15 protein-coding genes are annotated in these 17,035 nt (G+C 61.3%); 10 read left to right on the forward strand and 5 right to left on the reverse strand.

What is annotated here, in order from left to right; genetic code table 11:
- The first annotated feature begins 226 nt into the window (after window positions 1-226).
- The 6 genes from AC1ROI_RS10680 (at window position 227) to AC1ROI_RS10705 (ending at window position 6,627) form a co-directional block, all read left to right on the forward strand.
- Window positions 227-532, forward strand: coding sequence for a DUF3649 domain-containing protein (locus tag AC1ROI_RS10680; RefSeq protein ID WP_010463172.1), 306 nt, complete (start codon window positions 227-229; stop codon window positions 530-532).
- The gene (locus tag AC1ROI_RS10685; RefSeq protein ID WP_102594593.1) at window positions 529-2,109 is read left to right on the forward strand and encodes a PepSY-associated TM helix domain-containing protein; all 1,581 of its coding nucleotides are present in this window, start codon (window positions 529-531) and stop codon (window positions 2,107-2,109) included. The genes AC1ROI_RS10680 and AC1ROI_RS10685 overlap by 4 nt, the downstream gene beginning before the upstream one ends.
- Entirely contained in the window at window positions 2,110-2,433 is a 324-nt protein-coding gene (locus AC1ROI_RS10690; protein ID WP_010463167.1) for a DUF3325 domain-containing protein, read from the forward strand.
- The gene (locus tag AC1ROI_RS10695) at window positions 2,433-2,996 is read left to right on the forward strand and encodes an RNA polymerase sigma factor (RefSeq protein ID WP_010463165.1); all 564 of its coding nucleotides are present in this window, start codon (window positions 2,433-2,435) and stop codon (window positions 2,994-2,996) included. Before AC1ROI_RS10690 ends, AC1ROI_RS10695 begins: the two co-directional genes overlap by 1 nt.
- Window positions 2,993-3,982 (forward strand): FecR family protein, encoded by a 990-nt coding sequence (locus AC1ROI_RS10700; protein ID WP_102594592.1) that lies wholly within the window; start codon window positions 2,993-2,995, stop codon window positions 3,980-3,982. The genes AC1ROI_RS10695 and AC1ROI_RS10700 overlap by 4 nt, the downstream gene beginning before the upstream one ends.
- 215 nt (window positions 3,983-4,197) lie before the next feature.
- Window positions 4,198-6,627, forward strand: coding sequence for a TonB-dependent siderophore receptor (locus tag AC1ROI_RS10705; protein ID WP_083374968.1), 2,430 nt, complete (start codon window positions 4,198-4,200; stop codon window positions 6,625-6,627).
- Between the two features lie 118 nt (window positions 6,628-6,745).
- Here AC1ROI_RS10705 and AC1ROI_RS10710 read toward each other — a convergent pair whose 3' ends face one another.
- Entirely contained in the window at window positions 6,746-7,621 is an 876-nt protein-coding gene (locus tag AC1ROI_RS10710; protein WP_010463159.1) for an AraC family transcriptional regulator, read from the reverse strand.
- Between the two features lie 138 nt (window positions 7,622-7,759).
- Between AC1ROI_RS10710 and AC1ROI_RS10715 the strand changes: the two genes are divergently transcribed.
- Window positions 7,760-8,662 (forward strand): DMT family transporter, encoded by a 903-nt coding sequence (locus AC1ROI_RS10715; RefSeq protein WP_083374967.1) that lies wholly within the window; start codon window positions 7,760-7,762, stop codon window positions 8,660-8,662.
- A gap of 21 nt (window positions 8,663-8,683) precedes the next feature.
- Here the strand turns inward: AC1ROI_RS10715 and AC1ROI_RS10720 are convergent, their stop codons facing one another.
- The 4 genes from AC1ROI_RS10720 to AC1ROI_RS10735 form a co-directional block, all read right to left on the reverse strand.
- Complete coding sequence (locus AC1ROI_RS10720) at window positions 8,684-9,193, reverse strand: DUF2165 family protein (RefSeq protein WP_010463155.1); 510 nt, start codon at window positions 9,191-9,193, stop codon at window positions 8,684-8,686.
- A 142-nt stretch (window positions 9,194-9,335) separates the two neighbouring features.
- Window positions 9,336-10,310: a 2-hydroxyacid dehydrogenase gene (locus AC1ROI_RS10725; protein ID WP_083374966.1), complete on the reverse strand. Its 975-nt coding sequence runs from the start codon at window positions 10,308-10,310 to the stop codon at window positions 9,336-9,338.
- 697 nt (window positions 10,311-11,007) lie between these two features.
- On the reverse strand, window positions 11,008-11,385 hold the full coding sequence (locus AC1ROI_RS10730) for a DUF6124 family protein (RefSeq protein WP_102595397.1): 378 nt from the start codon (window positions 11,383-11,385) through the stop codon (window positions 11,008-11,010).
- A 324-nt stretch (window positions 11,386-11,709) separates the two neighbouring features.
- Window positions 11,710-12,678: a LysR family transcriptional regulator gene (locus tag AC1ROI_RS10735; protein WP_102595396.1), complete on the reverse strand. Its 969-nt coding sequence runs from the start codon at window positions 12,676-12,678 to the stop codon at window positions 11,710-11,712.
- A gap of 279 nt (window positions 12,679-12,957) precedes the next feature.
- On the opposite strand from AC1ROI_RS10735, the gene AC1ROI_RS10740 reads away from it, so the two are divergent.
- The 3 genes from AC1ROI_RS10740 to AC1ROI_RS10750 all read left to right on the forward strand — a co-directional run bounded on the left by AC1ROI_RS10740 (window position 12,958) and on the right by AC1ROI_RS10750 (window position 17,027).
- Window positions 12,958-14,469 (forward strand): efflux transporter outer membrane subunit, encoded by a 1,512-nt coding sequence (locus AC1ROI_RS10740; protein WP_102595395.1) that lies wholly within the window; start codon window positions 12,958-12,960, stop codon window positions 14,467-14,469.
- 175 nt (window positions 14,470-14,644) lie between these two features.
- Window positions 14,645-16,837 carry an FUSC family protein gene (locus tag AC1ROI_RS10745; RefSeq protein ID WP_010463144.1) on the forward strand — a complete coding sequence of 731 codons (2,193 nt, stop codon included), beginning with the start codon at window positions 14,645-14,647 and terminating at the stop codon, window positions 16,835-16,837.
- On the forward strand, window positions 16,827-17,027 hold the full coding sequence (locus tag AC1ROI_RS10750) for a DUF1656 domain-containing protein (RefSeq protein ID WP_007896379.1): 201 nt from the start codon (window positions 16,827-16,829) through the stop codon (window positions 17,025-17,027). The genes AC1ROI_RS10745 and AC1ROI_RS10750 overlap by 11 nt, the downstream gene beginning before the upstream one ends.
- Window positions 17,028-17,035 lie beyond the last annotated feature (8 nt).

The raw sequence follows: 17,035 nt of genomic DNA on the forward strand, positions 1-17,035 counted from the left end.
AAAAACGGGCCTGCACATGCAGGCCCGTTTTCGTTTTGCCGATCAATCAACTGATCGTTCCCGAGCCCGCGGATCAGCGGCTCGGCACCCCTCGCATCGCAATCGGACTGTCCGGAACAGTCGATCTCATAGGAACTCTTTTGCGTATGAGAATATTTATCATTAATATTGCGGTCTTGTTGGCCCATGACTTTCATGCGGCCTCACCTGGTTTCAAGGTCGAACCATGAAAGGCAAAACCCGCACGCTCCCCGTTCCTTATCGATTGGCCGTCACTTCCCGAGTGCTGGCCGCGGTGTTGGGCGGCTATATCGTCGCAGCGCTGGCCAGTGTCAGCTTGAGCTCATGGTTGCCGATGGCCCGGGCCGAAGCGGTGGTGACCGGAATGATGAGCTCGTTTCTGGCCTATTTGATTGCGGTGCTGTGGTGTTTTGCCTGTCGCAGTGCCTGGCGAGCCTGGTTCGGATTGATCGTGGCGAGCCTGCTGCTGGCGGCGGTGTCAGGGTTGGCTAATTGGATGGGCCACGCATGAAAGAGGGATTTCGTCAGGCGATGGCCTGGTTGCACACCTGGGCCGGGTTGACCTTCGGCTGGTTGTTGTTCGCGATTTTCCTGACCGGCACGCTCGCCTATTTCAAGGACGAGATCAGTCACTGGATGCAGCCCGAGATACCGGCGCGTGCGGTGACCTCCGAAGCCAGTCTGACGCTGGCGCAAAACTACCTCCAGCAACACGCGGCCGGCGCCTCGCGCTGGTTGATCGACCTGCCGAGTGCCCGGGAACCGGGCCTGTCAGTGCGCTGGCAACAGACCCCGGCCAAGCCCGGCGAGCGCGGGCAATTCACCGAGAAACTGCTCGACGCGCAAACCGGCAGCGAAGTGCAGGGCCGCGAATCGATGGGCGGCGATTTCTTCTATCGCTTCCACTTCCAGCTGCAAATGCCCTATCCGTGGGGCCGCTGGTTGTCGACCATCGCGGCCATGGTGATGTTCATCGGTTTGATCACCGGGATCATCACCCACAAGAAAATCTTCAAGGACTTCTTCACCTTCCGCCCGCGCAAAGGCCAGCGTTCCTGGCTGGACGGGCACAACGCGGTGGGCGTTCTCGTGTTGCCGTTTCACCTGATGATCACCTACAGCAGCCTGGTGATTTTCATGGCGATGGTGATGCCGGCGAGCATCCTGGCTTCGTACAAAGGCGATCCCCGCGCGTTTTACGCGGAGGTATTCCCGGCCTCCGGCACGCCCGAACTGGCCGGCAAACCGTCGGAACTGGCACCGATGGCGCCGTTGCTGGAGCGGGCGCGCGCGCAGTGGTCGGGCGGCCGGGCGGAACGGCTGACGGTGAACAATCCGGGGGATGCGAATGCCTCGATTGTCGTCTCAAGGGATGATGCAGACCGCGTGATTTATGACGCCAGCAGCGCGGTGACCTTCCACGGCGTGACCGGCCAGCAACTCAGCGCCACGCCACAGCAACCGGTGCCGATGGCCATCGCCGGCAGTTTCTATGGCTTGCACATGGGCCATTTCGCGAGCCCCGTGCTGCGCTGGCTGTACTTCATCTGCGGGTTGGCGAGCACGGCGATGATCGGAACCGGTCTGGTGATCTGGCTCGGCAAGCGTCAGCTCAAACATGTGAAAAGCGGCGTAATGCCCTTCGAACTGCGGCTGGTGGAAGTGCTGAACATTGCCAGCATGTCCGGGCTGGTGGTCGCGGTGGCGGCATTTTTCTGGGCCAATCGGTTGCTGCCGGTGGAGATGGCCACCCGGGCGGATTGGGAAGTGAACAGCTTCTTCATCGTCTGGGGCTTGAGCGTGGTTCACGCAGTGTTCCGTTGTGGTCGCGCGGCATGGATCGAGCAATTGGCGTTGGCCGCGATGCTGTTCTGCGGCGTGCCGCTGTTGAACGCGCTGACCACCCCGTATCACTTGGGCGTGACGCTGGCTCAAGGTGACTGGACGCTCGCCGGGTTCGATCTGACCTGCCTGGGCAGTGGCCTGTTCCTGGCCTGGGCTGCCTGGAAAATGCAGCGCACCGGGCAGACCGTTCGCGTCGCCAAAGAACGCGCCCGATTGATCATGCTTGAGCAAAAGGTGAACTGAATGCTGTTGGCCCTGCTGCTCTGCTACGGCGGTTTCACCGCGCTGTGTTTATCAATGGATCGGCATCACGGCGAACTGCTGGGGCGCCAGCCGTCTGCCCGGCGACGCAAAACGTTCAAGTTGGGCGGCTGGTTGCTGCTGGCAGTTTCGTTGTGGGCGGCGGTGGCGAAAACCGGTTGGGGGCTCGGGTTGGTGGAGTGGTTTGCGGTGTTGATGCTCAGCGCCTTGCTGCTGGTGTTGTTGATGCCTTATCGCCCGCGACTGGCCCTGGCGTTGGCTGGGTTGAGCCTGCTTGCCAGTCCTGTCGCCGTGTTGGCGCAGTGATGACCAGCGATCCCCCGGAATCCCGCGACGACGAATATCGTGGCGCCCGTGCGCATTTCCTTCAGGTGTTCCTGTCCCAGCGTTCGCAGATGGAAGCGCTGGTGAGCCGGCGTGTCGGCTGCCGCGCTACCGCCGCCGATCTGGTGCAGGACTTGTTTCTGCGTTTCTGGCGGCGTCCGCTGGTGCAGGTCGAGGAACTCAGCACTTACCTGCTGCGTTGCGCCGGCAACATCGCCATCGACCATTTGCGCAGCGAAGGCACGCGGGTGCGGGTCAACGAAGGCTGGATGCCGGATCAACCGGACAGCCAGGGCAGCGAACCACAAGCGGCGCTGGAGGCGGGCAACGACCTGCGTCACGTCGAAGCGGCGTTGCGCGCATTGCCGGAACGTACCCGGCAAATCTTTCTGCTCAACCGCATCCATGGCCGCAAATACGCGGAGATCGCCAAGGCCATGGGCTTGTCCCAAAGCGCCGTGGAAAAACATATGATGCGCGCCCTCGATGCCTGCAAGGCCAGTTTGCGGGAACCGCCAACGCGCACGCCAGGGAAAGCACCGTGAATCAACTCGACCGCGTCACCCCGACGCCCGCTCAAGAGCAGGCTGCACTCGCCTGGCTGAGCCTGTTGCACGACCAGCCGAGCAGCGGCGATCAACTCACTTTCAGCCACTGGCTCCAGGCCGATCCCGCCCACGCCGAGGCTTATGCCCAGGCGCAAGTGCTGTGGGAGTTGAGCGAAATGCCCGCACGAACCCTGGCCGATGAAGACGCTTTCGCCTTGCAGGGTTACCTCAATGCGATGAACCGATCCCGACGCACCGGCGTGCGGCGCTGGTCTGGCGCGCTGGCCATGGCCGCGTGCCTGGTGCTGATGATCGGCATCGGCGCGGGTTGGCAGCCGATGCGCTGGATTGATGATCTGGGGGCGGACTATGTGTCTGCGCCAGGTGAAATTCGCACCGTGACGCTGGCCGATCAGTCGCAAGTGACGCTGGACGCCGACAGCGCCATTGCCGTGGATTTCAGTGGCGGCGAGCGCCACGTTCAGCTGCGTCGCGGTGCCGGATTCTTCAGCGTGACCCACACGGGTGATCCGTTTGTGGTCGACGCTGAAAAGGGCCAGGCCCGGGTGCTCGGCACTCAGTTCGAAGTACGTTTGCAGCCCCATGGTGCGCAGGTCACGGTCCTGTCAGGACGGGTCGGCGTGACAGCGGACAGGCACGCCGAGCAGCAGATTCTGACCGCTGGCCAGCAAGTGGCGTATGGCGAAGGTTCGGCGCAAAAGCTGCGTGTGGTTGACAGTGAAGCGCAACTGGCCTGGCGTCAGGGTTGGCTCAATTACTACAAGGTTACCCTGGCCGATGTGGTGCAGGATCTGGGGCGTTATTACCCGGGGCGGATTGTGCTGCTCAACGATGAACTGGCCGCGCGGCGGGTCAGTGGCAGTTTTCCGAGCAAGGATCCGCAGGCGGTGTTGGGTTCGTTGCAGGGCGTTTTGGGGTTTGAGCAGACCAAGGTGATGGGGCATCTGATTATTTTGCGGTGAGGCTGCCGGCCCCATCGCGGGCAAGCCCGCCCCCCACAGGTTCGCGCGATCCTTGTAGGAGCGAGGCTTGCCCGCGAAGGCGTCAGGCTTAACGCCACATCACCCCGCAAAAATTATTTTCAAAATTATGATGAGGTAAACCCAACCCCCATCCGTGTAGTGACTGAAACTGCGAGTCATTCGCATCCCGTAGGTTCTACACAGGTCAATGAGCAATGAAGTCCAGGGCAAAACCGGGTTCGGTCAAACAGTGGTTGGGTGCTTCTGCACTGAGTATGTCGGCGTTGGCCTTGCTGCCTTCGAGCGTCGCATCGGCCGCTGAGGCGGGCAATACGCAGCCGCTTACGCCGTTCAGCTTCGCCATCGCTGCCAAACCGCTGCCCCAGGCCTTGAGCGACTTCAGCCGCGTCACCGGAATCAGCGTGGTCTACACCGATGAAGCGCCTTACGGGCTCACCGCCCCGGCGGTCAATGGCCCGTTGAGCGCCGAGCAGGCCCTGCAGCGTTTGCTCAGCGGTTCGGGCCTCACCTTCCGCCGTAGCGATGCTCACACCCTGGTGCTTGAACCGCTGCCCAGCGCCGGCACATTGAATCTGGGCACCACCACCATCAACTCGGTGGCCGATCAGTCCATGAGCTATCAGCCGCCGCCCACCAGCTCGGTGATGCGCTCGTCGGCCTTGCTCCAGGACATCCCGCAGACCGTCAACGTCATTCCGGCCCAGGTCATTCGCGATCAGGCGCCGCGCAATCTGGATGATGCGCTGGCCAACGTCAGCGGCATCACTCAGGGCAACACGCTGGCGAGCACCCAGGACTCGGTGATGACCCGCGGTTTCGGCGACAACCGCAACGGCTCGATCATGCGCGACGGCATGCCGATCGTGCAGGGCCGCGGCATGAATGCGACCGTGGACCGGGTCGAAGTCCTCAAGGGACCGGCCTCGCTGCTGTACGGCATCCAGGACCCGGGCGGCGTGGTCAACATGGTCAGCAAGAAACCCGAGCTTGAGCAATACAACGCCCTGACACTGCGCGGTTCGACCTACGGCGACGGTAAAAACGGCAGCGGCGGTGGCCTCGACAGCACCGGCGCACTGGGTGATTCCGGCTTTGCATACCGTATGGTGCTGGACCACGAAGACGAAGATTACTGGCGCAACTTCGGCACCCACCGCGACACGCTGGTGGCGCCGTCACTGGCGTGGTTCGGCGAAAGCACCACGCTGTTGTTTTCCTACGAACACCGCGAGTTCCTGACCCCGTTCGACCGCGGCACGGTCATCGATCCGCGCACCAACCATCCGTTGGACATCTCGCGCAATGAACGCCTGGACGAGCCCTTCAACAACATGGAAGGCCGCTCGGACCTTTACCACTTCGAGGCCGATCACGAGCTCAACGACAATTGGAACGCTCATTTCGGCTACAGCTGGAACCGTGAAACCTACGACGCCAGCCAGGTGCGCGTCACCGCCATCGACACCCGACGCGGCACGCTGACCCGCAGTATGGACGGCACTCAAAACGCGATCAGCACCGACCGTTTCACCACCGCCAGCCTCGAAGGCAAGGTGAACGTATTGGGTATGCAACACGACCTGGTGTTCGGCATCGATGACGAATACCGCAAGATCTACCGCGAAGACCTGATCCGCCAGAAAAGCCTGAGCACCTTCAGCTACGTCAACCCGGTCTATGGCCGCGAAGTCGCCGGCACCACGGTCAGCCCGGCGGACAGTGCGCAGACCGATGAACTGCGCAGCGATTCGATCTTCCTGCAGGACTCGATCCACCTCACCGATCAATGGATTTTCGTCGCAGGCGCACGCTTCCAGGAATACGACCAATACGCCGGCAAAGGCGTGCCGTTCCAGGCCAACACCGACAGCAACGGTCAGAAATGGGTGCCGCGCGCCGGTCTGGTCTATCGGTTCACCGATGAACTGTCGTTCTACGGCAGCTACACCGAATCGTTCAAACCCAACTCAACCATCGCGCCGTTGAGCGGCAGCAGCACCGTGCTCGACGGCAGCGTCGCGCCGGAAGAAGCCAAGTCGTGGGAAATCGGCGCCAAGCTCGACATGCCAGGGCGCGTGACCGGCAACGTCGCGCTGTTCGACATCAAGAAACGCAACGTGCTGGTGGCCAACTCCGAAGGCCCGGTGACGATTTACAGCGCCGCCGGCGAGGTACGCTCCCGGGGTCTTGAAGTGGATTTGAGCGGCCAGCTCAGCGACCGCTGGAGCCTGATCGGCAGCTATGCCTACACCGATGCCGAGGTCACCGAAGACCCGACCTACAAGGGCAAAAAACTGCAAAACGTCGCGAAGAACAGCGGCTCGCTGTCGGCGGTCTATGACTTCGGCACCATTGTGGGCGGCGATCAACTGCGGGTCGGCGCGGGCGCGCGGTATGTTGGCGAGCGGGCGGGTAACGCGGTCAACGATTTCGACTTGCCGAGCTACACCGTGGCCGATGCCTTCGCGACCTACGACACCAAGGTCGAAGGGCAGAAGGTCAAGTTTCAGCTCAACGTGAAGAACCTGTTTGACCGCACCTACTACACCTCGGCGGCGAGCCGGTTCTTTGTGTCAATGGGGGATTCGCGGCAGATCTCGTTGTCCAGCACACTGGAATTCTGATCGCAGACCGCGTAATCGTTCTTCGCGGGCAAGCCTCGCTCCTACACGTTTTACGTTGTCCGTGTAGGAGCGAGGCTTGCCCGCGAAGACGGCATGACGGGCGCTGCAAATGTCGGGACTAACGCAAAAACGCCTGCCGATACTCGCCGGGCGTTCCACCCAAAACCTGCCGAAACCGATTAGTGAAATGGCTCGCACTGGCAAAGCCGCACGCCAATGCAATCTCTCCCAAAGGCTGCGATGTCGAACGCAACAACTCCCGCGCCCGGCCCAGTCTGCGCGCCAACACATACTGATGCGGCGGCAAGCCAAAGCTCTCCCGAAACATCCTCGCAAAGTGATATTCCGACAGCGTACACAACGCCGCCAATTGCCCCAGGCTGATCGCCTCGGCCAATTGATTGTCGATGAACTCCACCAACTGCCGCCGCTGGTGCGCCGCCAATCCGCCTTTTAACCGCAAGCCCTCACGCATCCCGACTTGGCCGAGCAACACGTGGCTGAGCATTTCGTGAGCCAGGCTGCTGGTGAGCAGGCGCTCGCCGGGTTCGTCCCAGCTGAGGGTGAGCATCTGCCGAAAGCGTCGGGCCTGCGCTGGATCGTCAAGGAAAGTGGCTTCGCGCAATTGCAGTTCGCGAGGCTCGCGGTCCAGCAGCGTGACGCAGCCGAGGGCGAATTGTTCGGGGCTGAAATACACATGGGCCAGGCGAATGTCGCCGTTGATCACCCAGCCCGACTGATGCTCGGCCGGCAGGATGCACAGCTTGTCCGGGCCGCCCTTGGTGCCGGGCTGATCGCGGCGGAACGTGCCGGTGCCGCCGGCGATGTAGCACGACAGTGTGTGGTGGCTCGGCGCTTCGTAATCCTGGGCGTCGTGATGGTTGCTCCACAAGGCTGCAGCCATGCCGTCACCGAGCTCGGCGCTTTGCTCCAGACGAGCATTGGGCGAGCGGTTGAGGGCTTGAAAGACTTGCAGGGTTTCCAGTGTGGGCATGATGGCTTCTCTCCAACGCCTTGCATCCTACTCCGTAGACCATGCGCTGCCAGCCTCTGCCACGACAAAAGCGCAAGTTTATGCAAGTGCGCCCACGCTGGTCGCAGGACACTGAGTTCCTATTGAGGAGCCTTAGTCATGAACCTTTCGCTGTATTTATTGACCGTGCTGATCTGGGGCACCACCTGGATTGCCTTGAAATGGCAGTTGGGTGTGGTGGCCATTCCCGTGTCGATCGTTTATCGCTTCGGCCTCGCGGCACTGGTGCTGTTCGTCCTGTTGCTGCTCAGCCGGCGCCTGCAAGTGATGAACCGTCGCGGGCATTTGATCTGTCTGGCACAGGGCTTGTGCCTGTTCTGCGTCAATTTCATGTGTTTCCTGACGGCCAGTCAGTGGATTCCCAGCGGGCTGGTCGCCGTGGTGTTTTCCACGGCCACGTTGTGGAACGCGCTCAATGCACGGGTGTTCTTCGGCCAGAAAATCGCCCGCAACGTTTTGATGGGCGGTGCGCTGGGCTTGTCCGGGCTTGGCCTGTTGTTCTGGCCTGAGTTGGCCGGCCACACCGCCAGCCCGGAAACCTTGCTCGGCCTGGGCCTGGCACTGCTCGGAACTTTGTGTTTCTCGGCCGGTAACATGCTCTCGAGCCTGCAACAGAAGGCCGGTTTGAAGCCGTTGACCACTAACGCCTGGGGCATGGCGTATGGCGCCGCGATGTTGTCGGTGTGGTGTCTGGTCAGGGGCATTCCGTTCGACATGGAATGGAACGCGCGTTACATCGGCTCGCTGCTGTACCTTGTGATTCCGGGTTCGGTCATCGGCTTCACCGCCTACTTGACGCTGGTCGGGCGTATGGGCCCGGAGCGAGCGGCCTATTGCACCGTGCTGTTCCCGGTCGTGGCGCTGAATGTCTCGGCGTTTGCTGAAGGCTATCAATGGACCGCGCCGGCATTGGTGGGGCTAGTGTTGGTGATGCTTGGCAACGTACTGGTGTTCCGCAAACCCAAGGCGCCGATAGCGCAAGGCAATGGCAAACTCGCCTGAATACGTCGGGGCCGAGTGCGCTTAGCGCTCGGTCCGGAGTGCGACGAATATCAGCAGCGGAAGTATGAAGTCGACAATATGCCGGGCCCAGTCCTTGGCATTCCAGGTTTGTGATTCGTCCATGTTGAACCATTCAACGCCGATCACTTGCAGGCAAACGTAGTAGACAAATATGGCGATCAATAATCCGATGATTGAAAACTTTTTGGCCTCATGGAATTCCTCGGCCGGCGCATTCCTGTAATGGAAAAGATAATAGGCACCAATCAGGCAGAAGGCCGTATAGATCACTTCAAGTGTAATGATGAACCAATAGATCCGGTGGTGGAGCATGGGTGAGGTGATTGCCCGGTAGTTCAGGTTGATGTTTTCCCGGGTGGTGTCCATGCTCAGAATATGACTGACGTACTCATAGTTGGATGCGTAGTCGGTGAAGTTGCTGTACATCACCAGCAGGCCAAAAAAGCTTATATAAGTCATTAGTGCCAGCTTGCTGTATCTGATGATCTTGTCGGTAGTAATACTGTTCAAGGCTAGAGTGCTCCATCACTGTTTTCCGTGGGTCGGATAAGTGATGGTGAGTGTATAGCGCTTGAACTATTTTAGTGGGCTGACTGAATTGCAAGTTATGTAAGGAGCGGGCAGAGACTTTATAAGTCTCTGCCCGTTTTAGTTAGCCTTTCCACACTTGCGGGTTGACCAGGTCTTGCGGGCGCTCGCCCAGCAGTGCGCTACGCAGGTTAGCCAACGCACGGTTGGCCATGGCCTCGCGGGTTTCATGAGTGGCGGAGCCGATGTGCGGCAACGTCACCGCGTTTTTCAGCTGGAACAACGGCGACTCGGCCAATGGTTCTTTCTCGTAGACGTCCAGCCCGGCGCCGCGAATGCGGTTGTTTTGCAGCGCTTCGATCAGGGCGGGCTCATCCACGACCGGACCGCGCGCGATGTTGACCAGGATGGCGCTCGGCTTCATCAGGGCCAGTTCGCGGTGGCTGATCAAGTGCCGGGTTTTCTCGCTGAGCGGTACCACCAGGCAAACGAAATCGGCTTCGGCCAGCAGTTCGTCAAGGCTGCGAAATTGCGCGCCGAGTTCTTGTTCCAGCTGAGTCTTGCGGCTGTTGCCGCTGTAGAGGATCGGCATGTTGAAGCCCAGCCGCCCGCGACGGGCAATGGCCGCACCGATGTTGCCCATGCCGACGATGCCCAGGGTTTTGCCGTGTACATCGCAGCCAAACAGCGGTGCGCCGACGGTGGCTTGCCATTGTCCGGCCTTGGTCCAGGCATCGAGCTCGGCGACGCGGCGGGCGCTGCTCATGAGCAGGGCGAAGGCCAGGTCGGCGGTGCTTTCGGTGAGGACATCCGGCGTGTTGGTCAGCATGATCCCGCGTTCGTTGAAGTAGGCGACGTCGTAGTTGTCGTAGCCGACGGAGACGCTGGAGACGACTTCGAGTCTGGCGGCGTTTTCCAGTTGTGCGCGGCCAAGTTTGCGGCCGACACCGATCAGGCCGTGGGCGTGGGGCAGCGCTTCGTTGAACTGGGCGTTGATGTCGCCGTTTTTCGGGTTGGGAACGATGACGTCGAAGTCTTGCTGGAGGCGCTCGACCATTTCCGGGGTGACGCGGCTGAAGGCGAGGACGGTCTTTTTCATGGGAGGAGGGCTCGTCGGGGCTTGGTGAATGCCAAGCACGCTAACATTCTTCCCCGTTGTTGCGCGAGTCCGCGGATTGCCCGGGAGTTTCTGTGGGCGCTGGCCTGTCAGCGATGGCGGCCTTCGGGCCGACCATGTTGTGGTTGACCGGGTACATATCCATTCCTGCGGTTACGGCGGCTGTCGGTTTCGCCCTCACGGCGACTCACTTTTTTTTCAAACGCCAAAAAAAAGTAAGCAAAAAAAGGCTCGCCCCAAACGTCCGGCCCCTCGCTAAGGCTCGGCGTACCTTCGCTCCGGTATCCATCCGGGGACACTGCCCTCCGGTCTGCTTCGCGACGACCTACATGCAGCGTGTTCGACTGCGTCGAACGGCGCTGCGCGCCACTCCCCGGATGAACACCTCCACTCAGCCTCCCGACGGGGCGGGTGGATCAAGATCAAGAGCTGCAGGCGAGCTAACGCTCGGCCTGATGAGTGGTGAGAATCAAAAGCTGTACGCTGAATTCTTGTAGGAGCGAGGCTTGCCCGCGAAGGCGGCCTGACAGCCGACCAATCTCTTTTGCAGGTACACACCAATCCATTGTGGGAGCGAGCCTGCTCGCGAAGGCTGTTTAACATTCGACATTGAAGTCGTCTGACTCACCGCTTTCGCGAGCAGGCTCGCTCCCACAGGGAAACAGTTCACACCGGAGGATCAGCTATGTGGCGCAGGGTTGGGTACGGCGACGTTATCGAGCATCCGGTTCGCCGCCAGTTCCGCCAGCATGACGATCTGTTGAATGGCCATCGCCTTGTGCCGGTGCGGGCCTTCCAGATAGTCCGCGAAGTCGCTCGCCATCACGCTGGCCTGGGCCAATGACTCGCAGGTGTGGGCCAGCAGGTCTTCGTCTTTGATGTCCGGTGCGATCACAAACATGGTGCTGGGTTTGCGGATGGCTGGGGATTTGAGGGCGGCGGGGTTGAGGTAGTGATCCAACGCGCGTTCGGCGGCGTCGTTGAGTTTTTTGGAATCGAGGGATTCGTAAGGGGAAACGTCGTCGGTTTTCGGAGGGTTCGGTGTTTCTTTGATCATAAAAAGTTACTCGAAATGGGATTAATCGAGCTGCCATTTTCGTTTCCAAGCGAAGGGGTGGCAGCCATGCGCGGTTTGGAAAACCGATATCCCATCAAAACCGGCAGACCCGAAGGTCTCCCGCGCACAGCCGCCATAACAAGGAATTGCGGGCAGAAAAAAGCGCCGCAGTATGCCATGTGCTGTGATGGGAATCAGGTTTCCAAGCCTGGCCGCTGATTTTGCAGCGACCCACAAAGCCTACCCATTTCCCGTCTGACCCAACAACCGACAGAACCCGTCGGAAACATTCCCCAAAATCACCGCGTCTGTAGGACCGTGAAATCAGTTCGCCACCAGAGCCCCACCCAGACTCCCACTCAATTCATACGCCACCAATTCCGCCTGATGCGCCGCCAATATCTCCGGCAACGATCCGCGCAAGTACTCGACCCAGGTCTTGATCTTCGCGTCCAGGTACTGGCGCGACGGGTAGATCGCATACAGGTTCAGTTCTTGCGAGCGGTAGTTCGGCATCACCCGCACCAGTGTGCCGTTGCGCAGGCCTTCAATCGCCGCGTACACCGGCAACACGCCGACGCCCATGCCGCTGATGATTGCGGTTTTCATCGCGTCAGCCGAGTTCACCAGGAACGGCGAGCTGTTGATGGTGACCATTTCCTGGCCTTCCGGGCCGTCGAAAGTCCATTTCTCCAGCGGGATCACCGGGCTCACCAGGCGCAGGCACGCGTGGTTAAGCAAGTCGCTGGGCTTGTGCGCGCAGCCGTTGGCTTTCACATACGCCGGCGAGGCGCAGACGATGCTGTAGGTGATGCCCAGGCGCTGGGAGACGAACCCTGAGTCCGGCAGTTCGCTGGCGAGCACGATGGACACGTCGTAGCCCTCGTCGAGCAGGTCCGGCACGCGGTTGGCCATGGTCAGGTCGAAGGTCACGTCGGGGTGGGTCTTGCGATAACGGGCGATGGCGTCGATCACGAAGTGCTGACCGATGCCGGTCATGGTGTGCACTTTGAGCTGCCCGGCCGGGCGCGCGTGGGCGTCGCTGGCCTCGGCTTCAGCCTCTTCGACGTAGGCCAGGATCTGCTCGCAACGCAATAGATAGCGTTTGCCGGCCTCGGTCAGGGCGATGCGACGGGTGGTGCGGTTGAGCAGGCGGGTTTGCAGGTGGGCTTCCAGGTTGGAGACCGCGCGCGAGACGTTGGCCGTGGTGGTGTCCAGTTGCACGGCGGCGGCGGTGAAGCTGCCGGCCTCGGCCACGTAACTGAAGGCGCGCATGTTTTGCAAAGTGTCCATGGGGTGCTCTCGGGTGCGATGGCAAATTGTGACACAAGGTTTCAGAGTCTGAGACCCCGACCAAGGGATTATCGCGTTAACGGTAACAAAGATTCACAGGATTCCCAGCTTATCGCCGTACAGGCTGCCCCCTAGAATTGCGCCGGTCATTGTAGGAGCGAGGCTCGCCCGCGAAGGCGGCGTGACAGTCACCAACGATGTCGACTGATTCGCCGCTTTCGCGGGCAAGCCTCGCTCCTACAGGACCTCGTACGCCCCTTCTCTCAGGAAATCGCAGCAGTGCCGCGTCGCATCAACAGAGCGCTTCAGACGCTCAGTGTTCTGGCTTTATCCCTGACCCTCGGCGGCTGCATCGGCACCGGAGGAATTGCCCCGCAGGGCAAGGCACTGGAGGCCAATTCACTGGCCACCGACGACGCCATCCAGAGCGCCGCGCAGGACGCTCACTGGCCCACCGCGCAATGGTGGCAGGCCTATGGCGACCCGCAATTGAACCGCTGGATCGACCTCGCCGTACAAGGCAGCCCGACCATGGCCATGGCCGCCGCGCGGGTGCGACAGGCCAGGTCCATGGCCGGCATCGCCGAGTCTGCCGAGTCGTTGCAGATTAATGGCGAATCCACCCTCAAGCGCCACAACTGGCCGACCGATCAGTTTTACGGGCCGGGCGAGTTGGCCAACACGACCACCTGGGACAACAACGCTGCACTGGGTTTCAGCTACGCCCTCGACCTTTGGGGCCGCGAAAGCAACGCCACCGAGCGCGCCGTGGACATGGCGCACATGACGGCCGCCGAAGCGCGTCTGGCCCAGCTCGAATTGCAGAACAATATCGTGCGCGCCTACATCGAACTGTCGCTGCATTACGCGCAGCGGGACATTGTCGAGGCGACCCTGAAACAGCAGCAGCAAATTCTCGATCTGGCACAAAAACGCCTGAACGGCGGCATCGGCACCCATTTCGATGTCAGTCAGGCTGAAACGCCGCTGCCGGAAACCCATCGCCAGATCGACGCGCTGGACGAGGAAATCGCCCTGAGCCGTAACCAACTGGCCGCTCTGGCGGGGAAAGGTCCAGGCGAGGGCGCGCAGTTGGAACGGCCCACGCTGTCGTTGGCCGCGCCACTGAAACTGCCGTCGTCATTGCCCGCGCAATTACTTGGGCAACGCCCGGACGTGGTCGCCAGCCGCTGGCAAGTGGCGGCCCAGGCGCGGGGCATCGATGTCGCCCACGCCGGTTTCTACCCCAACGTCGATCTGGTCGGCAGCCTCGGCTACATGGCCACTGGCGGTGGGGCGATGGAGTTTTTGACCGGCAAGAAACTCAACTACAGCGTCGGCCCGGCGATCTCGTTGCCGATCTTCGACGGCGGGCGCTTGCGTTCGGAGCTGGGCGAAGCCTCGGCCGGGTATGACATCGCCGTGGCCAAGTACAACCAGACGCTGGTCAACGCGCTGAAAAACATCTCCGACCAGTTGATCCGCCGCGAGTCCATGGACAAGCAGCAAACCTTCGCCGCCGAGTCGGTGGCCGCTGCGCAGAAGACTTATGACATCGCGATGGTCGCCTGGCAGCGCGGGCTCACCGACTACCTCAACGTGCTCAATGCCCAAACCTTGTTGTTCAAGCAGCAGCAGGTCCAGCAGCAGGTTCAGGCCGCACGCCTGAGTGCCCACGCCGAATTGGTGACAGCGCTGGGTGGCGGGCTGGGTGCAGGAAATGATGTGCCGAAGGACAGCCAGACCCAGGCACCGAAAACCCCGGCCCTTTTAAAGAGCCTCTCGAATTGAACACGATGTTCCAGGTACATCCGCATTTGTGGCGAGGGAGCTTGCTCCCGCTTGAGTGCGCAGCACTCACAACATGTGAGGTGGCTGCCCGAATATTGGGGCCGCTACGCAGCCCGGCGCGAGCAAGCTCGCTCGCCACAGAATCTCTTTTGCCTCACGTGCTTCCAGGATACTCATGACTCCCTCGCCCGCACCTCTGCGCTGGCTGTATTCCCTTGAATGGCGCCGGGGTTTCTTCGACTGGGCACGCAGCGACGGCGTGACCTGGGTCTACATTTTCAAAGTGCTGTTCGCCGCGTTCCTCACCCTGTGGCTGGCGATGCGCCTGGAGTTGCCGCAACCGCGCACGGCGATGATCACCGTGTTCATCGTCATGCAACCGCAAAGCGGCCAAGTGTTCGCCAAGAGTTTTTACCGCTTTCTCGGCACGCTGGCCGGGTCAGCGGTGATGGTCGCGTTGATTGCCTTGTTCGCCCAGAACACCGAACTGTTCCTCGGCTCGCTGGCGATCTGGGTCGGCCTCTGCTCGGCCGGTGCGGCGCGTTATCGCAACTTTCGTGCCTACGGTTTCGTGCTCGCCGGGTACACCGCCGCGATGGTCGGTTTGCCCGCGTTGGCCCACCCGGACGGCGCGTTCATGGCGGCGGTCTGGCGGGTGTTGGAGATCTCGCTGGGGATTCTTTGCGCCACCGTGGTCAGCGCCGCGATCCTGCCGCAAACCGCCAGCGCGGCGATGCGCAACGCCTTGTATCAGCGCTTTGGTGTGTTCGCCTTGTTCGTCACCGATGGCTTGCGCGGTCGCAGCAAACCCGAGGCTTTCGAAGCCAGTAACGTGCGCTTTATTGCCGAGGCTGTCGGCCTGGAAGGGCTGCGCAGCGTCACCGTGTTCGAAGACCCACACATGCGTCGACGCAACGGACGACTGAGTCGCTTGAACAGCGAATTCATGGGCATCACTACGCGCTTCAACGCTTTGCACCAATTGCTCGAACGCTTGCGCAGCAGCGGCGCTGACCACGTGGTGGCGGCGATCAAACCGGGGTTGCAGGACCTGGCGGAATTGCTCGATGGCTTCAGCGGTCGCGCCTTGACCAGCCCCGACGCCGCACGCCTGGCTAGCGCCTTGGCGACTTACAAGGAAAACCTGCCGGCGCGGGTTCGCAGCCTGCGGGCGACCTTTCAGGAAAGTGGTCCGAGCGACGCCGAGCAGCTCGATTTTCATACCGCCTACGAACTGCTCTATCGCTTCGTCGACGAGTTGCACAGTTATGCACAGACCCACGCTTCACTGGCCGATCACAGCCATGCGCGCGAGCAATGGGACGAGCCGTTCACCCCGCAAACCAACTGGATGGCCTCGGCGGCGTCGGGAATACGGGCGGCGTTCATTCTGGTGGTGCTGGGCAGTTATTGGGTGGCAACGGCGTGGCCGAGCGGGGCGACCATGACGCTGATCGCTGCGGCTACCGTCGGTCTGTCTGCGGCGACACCGAACCCGAAACGCATGGCCTTTCAGATGGCCTGCGGCACATTCCTCGGGGCACTGATCGGCTTCGTCGAGATGTTTTTCATCTTCCCGTGGATCGACGGTTTTCCCTTGCTGTGCGTGATGCTCGCGCCGGTGATCGTGCTTGGTTCGTTCCTCACGTCGCGGCCGCAATATGCCGGTGTCGGCCTCGGGTTGCTGATCTTCTTCAGCACCGGTTCGGTGCCGGACAACCTCACCGTCTACAACCCTTACGCGTTCATCAACGACTACATCGCCATGGTGCTCGGCATGTTGGTGTGCGCGGCGGCCGGGGCGATCATTCTGCCGCCGAACAGCCGCTGGTTGTGGCGCCGGCTCGAGCAGGATTTGCGTGGGCAAGTGGTGTATGCGATCAGCGGCAAGCTCAAGGGCCTGGCTTCGAGTTTCGAAAGCCGCACCCGGGACTTGCTGCATCAGGCTTACGGCCTCGCGGTGGGTCAGCCGCAGGTGCAACGGGATTTGCTGCGCTGGATGTTCGTGGTGCTGGAAGTCGGCCACGCGATCATCGAGTTGCGCAAGGAACAGGCGATTCTGCCGGTGCATCCGGCCTACGCCGAATCCCAGCCGTGGCGCCAGGCGATCCGCGTGATGGGGCGCTCGCTGGTGCGGCTATTTCTGCAACCGAGCCCGAGCAATCTGGAACGCGGCCTGATCGCGGTCGACCATGCCATCAGCCGCGTGCAAGCCACCGACGAACCGTTCGCGCCGCACTTCGACACCTCCGCGTTGCGGCGGGTGAAGAGCTATTTGCACTTCATCCGCACCTCTCTGCTGGACCCGCAATCACCGCTCGCCGCCTACGCCGGGACCCGGCCCCAAGGACTTGAACATGCCTCGTGAAATCGCCTTCCACGGCGTGTACATGCCCACCATGACGCTGATGTTTTTCATCGCCGCGGCGCTGGCCTGGGCGCTGGACCGGTTCCTGTCCGGGTTCGATCTGTACCGTTTCTTCTGGCACCCGGCGCTGCTGCGCCTGAGCCTGTTTACCTGTCTGTTCGGCGCTCTGGCGCTGACGGTCTACCGTTGACTTTCTAT

It is taken from the genome of Pseudomonas sp. GW823-FHT02C02, assembly GCF_058797635.1.

Bases quoted from the DNA above. Each gene is read 5' to 3' on its own strand.
- AC1ROI_RS10680 (WP_010463172.1), top strand. From the start codon at position 227: ATGAAAGGCAAAACCCGCACGCTCCCCGTTCCTTATCGATTGGCCGTC.
- AC1ROI_RS10685 (WP_102594593.1), top strand. From the start codon at position 529: ATGAAAGAGGGATTTCGTCAGGCGATGGCCTGGTTGCACACCTGGGCC.
- AC1ROI_RS10690 (WP_010463167.1), top strand. From the start codon at position 2,110: ATGCTGTTGGCCCTGCTGCTCTGCTACGGCGGTTTCACCGCGCTGTGT.
- AC1ROI_RS10695 (WP_010463165.1), top strand. From the start codon at position 2,433: ATGACCAGCGATCCCCCGGAATCCCGCGACGACGAATATCGTGGCGCC.
- AC1ROI_RS10705 (WP_083374968.1), top strand. From the start codon at position 4,198: ATGAAGTCCAGGGCAAAACCGGGTTCGGTCAAACAGTGGTTGGGTGCT.
- AC1ROI_RS10710 (WP_010463159.1), bottom strand. From the start codon at position 7,621: ATGCCCACACTGGAAACCCTGCAAGTCTTTCAAGCCCTCAACCGCTCG.
- AC1ROI_RS10715 (WP_083374967.1), top strand. From the start codon at position 7,760: ATGAACCTTTCGCTGTATTTATTGACCGTGCTGATCTGGGGCACCACC.
- AC1ROI_RS10725 (WP_083374966.1), bottom strand. From the start codon at position 10,310: ATGAAAAAGACCGTCCTCGCCTTCAGCCGCGTCACCCCGGAAATGGTC.
- AC1ROI_RS10730 (WP_102595397.1), bottom strand. From the start codon at position 11,385: ATGATCAAAGAAACACCGAACCCTCCGAAAACCGACGACGTTTCCCCT.
- AC1ROI_RS10735 (WP_102595396.1), bottom strand. From the start codon at position 12,678: ATGGACACTTTGCAAAACATGCGCGCCTTCAGTTACGTGGCCGAGGCC.
- AC1ROI_RS10745 (WP_010463144.1), top strand. From the start codon at position 14,645: ATGACTCCCTCGCCCGCACCTCTGCGCTGGCTGTATTCCCTTGAATGG.
- AC1ROI_RS10750 (WP_007896379.1), top strand. From the start codon at position 16,827: ATGCCTCGTGAAATCGCCTTCCACGGCGTGTACATGCCCACCATGACG.